We start from the raw sequence: 995 nt of genomic DNA on the forward strand, positions 1-995 counted from the left end.
CGTCACGCGATCGCCGGGGGCGACTATCCTGAAGTCACTGGCCGTGACGCGTTCGGGAAGCTTCAGGCATCCGCGGCAACCATCCAGCTGGGGCCTCGCAGGCTCCACGATTATTGAGCCGCTCGAAAACACGATCCTGCCGTTGCTCACAACGACGTCCGGTTTCACCTTATTGATGCTGGGAATCAACACTATATCGGCGCATCTGCCGGGGGCTAGGCTCCCCGTTAGCGTGTCCAGCCTGAAGTGCCTGGCGGGATTCAGGGTGGCCATCCTGATAGCATCGATTGGATCCACCCCGAGATCCATGGCTTCCTGCACGACGGCATCCATGTAACCCCACCTAATCAGGTCCGTGGGGCTGACGCTATCGCTGACCAAGCTAACGTTATCCAGCGCCACGCCGCTTAACAGGGCCCCGCGGACACCCGGTAAGTCCCTCCTAACGCTGCCCTCCCTTATCATAACGTGCATCCCCATCCGGAGGCGTTCCAAGAACTCCTCCGATGTCGTGGGCTCGTGGCAGGAGGAAGTGCCAATGGCCGCGTAGGCGGCCAGCTTGGCTCCCTTAGCGCCGGCTGAGTGTCCCTCGATGGACTTTCCAGCCGAGAGCACCTTCAAGTACAGACGCAGTATTCTCTCGTCCTTCCCCACCACGAATTGCCAGTAACTCTCACCGAGCCCCAGCACGAATGCATTGCCGATCAGTTTGTCGAACAGATCTTCAGGAAGACCCTGCGAGTACTCGTCGTACGTTGCTATGGGAGGGATCGTTGCGTAGATCTTTATTGGTTGGCCCCCGATGGATTCCAGCATCGGTATGAAACACCTGTGCTCGCATTGGTAGTAGATGTCCTCCGTCTCGGTGATTATCGTGGTGACTCCGTGCTTAATCGAGTGCCGCACCGCCTCATCAACGTTATATAGCCAATCAAATATATGTGTGTGAGCGTCGATGAGTCCGGGAATGACCGAGCGCCCCCGGGCATCCAGAA

The 995-nt window shown here is 58.0% G+C and carries 1 protein-coding gene; it reads right to left on the reverse strand.

Annotated elements, in window-relative coordinates; genetic code table 11:
• Window positions 1–995: amidohydrolase family protein (locus ABJK56_RS19660; protein ID WP_347246392.1), on the reverse strand; the 995-nt coding region annotated here is incomplete at both ends.

It is taken from the genome of Thermogutta sp. (assembly GCF_039793925.1).
Classification (GTDB): domain Bacteria; phylum Planctomycetota; class Planctomycetia; order Pirellulales; family Thermoguttaceae; genus Thermogutta.